Source organism: Rhizobacter sp. P2_H3 (assembly GCF_056403355.1).
In genome coordinates this window covers 1-1,159 of the sequence record NZ_JBFUFQ010000497.1, presented here as the reverse complement: position 1 = coordinate 1,159, position 1,159 = coordinate 1, and the positions used below count along the sequence as shown (strand labels likewise).

The window sequence follows — 1,159 nt, the reverse complement described above, 5'->3', positions numbered from 1 at the left end:
GTTTCAACCAGCGCAGCGAACCGGTCCAGCGAGGCCTGCAAGCTCGCCGATTGAGCCCGAGCAACTTCTGCGTCCCTGGAACTGGTTTCGCTGGACGCGCGCAGTTCTACCAAGCGTTGCCGTTCCGATGCCAACGCGGCCGTTGCGGCCGCCAACTGCGTCTTCAGCCCCTCCTCCCGGTCCCTCGCGGCGTTCACTTGCTTGCGCGCCTGCTCGTCAGCCGCGGCGCCGGCCTGCTGGGAGGCGTCGAGGCTCTTTTGCAGCGACTCGGAGTGGCGTTCGGCCTTCGCACGCGAGTTCCGCTCCCGCTCAAGCTCAAGGGCGACGCGGCGGTCCGCGGCGTCGGCGCGCTCAATGGCCGCGGCCAGCTGCCGCTTGACCTCTGCAAACTCAGCGCTCGACTTAGTGTCCTGCTCACGAAGGCGCTCGGTCGTGGAGGTGAGCGAAGCACGCACCTCGATCAGTCGCGCGCGCTCGGCGGCGAGGTCTTGCTTCGCCTGGTCGAGCAGCTTGCCCTTTTCGGCCAGTTCGCCCTGTAGCTTAGCTGCCTTCGCGGTTGCCTCGAAGGCAGCGGCATCGCTCTGGACCGCGCGTTCCTTCTCCGCCTCGACGTTCGCGATTGCCGCTGCCATGCCCTCGTTGAGCCGCTGGTCGAAGTCGCGCCGCGTCTCGGCCAGAGCCGTTTCCCAGAAGTGTTTGGCGGCTTGCTGAACCGGGTCAGGAACATTCGACGGCGCCGAGAACGCCCCAGGGTCCCGAATGCGCCCGCCCAGGTGCCTGAACCACGTCTCCAGGAACGGACTGACGGTGTTCGGCGAGCCGCTGCCAATTTTTTGGCGCACGCGTTCGATCGTCGGCCGTGCGCCTTCAAGCAGAAGCGCATCACACGCGTTCCAGACATCGGTTTGACTGATTCCGCGCGGCATTTTTGGTCTCCTTGATCGGCGCCCTGCTTTGGGCCTACATTAGTCACGATAAGTGATAGTTACCGCGACCTATCTTTCAGATACGTTAGACATCGTACAGTTTACATATGAAAATAGAGAAAACATCACTCGCGACGCTTGTTCCGGCCGCCAGCGGGTCGCACGCCCTGGATCCGACGCAACTGGGCTCGATGGCGCAAGAGGCCGAGGCCGCGTTGCTGCGCCAAGGGGAG

At 64.2% G+C, this 1,159-nt stretch carries 1 protein-coding gene; it reads right to left on the bottom strand.

The window, feature by feature from the left end; all coding sequences use genetic code 11:
* On the bottom strand, positions 1-926 hold a 926-nt coding region (locus AC1D1T_RS32620), incomplete at its 3' end, for a DNA-binding protein (protein WP_477993500.1).
* Positions 927-1,159: the final 233 nt, after the last annotated feature.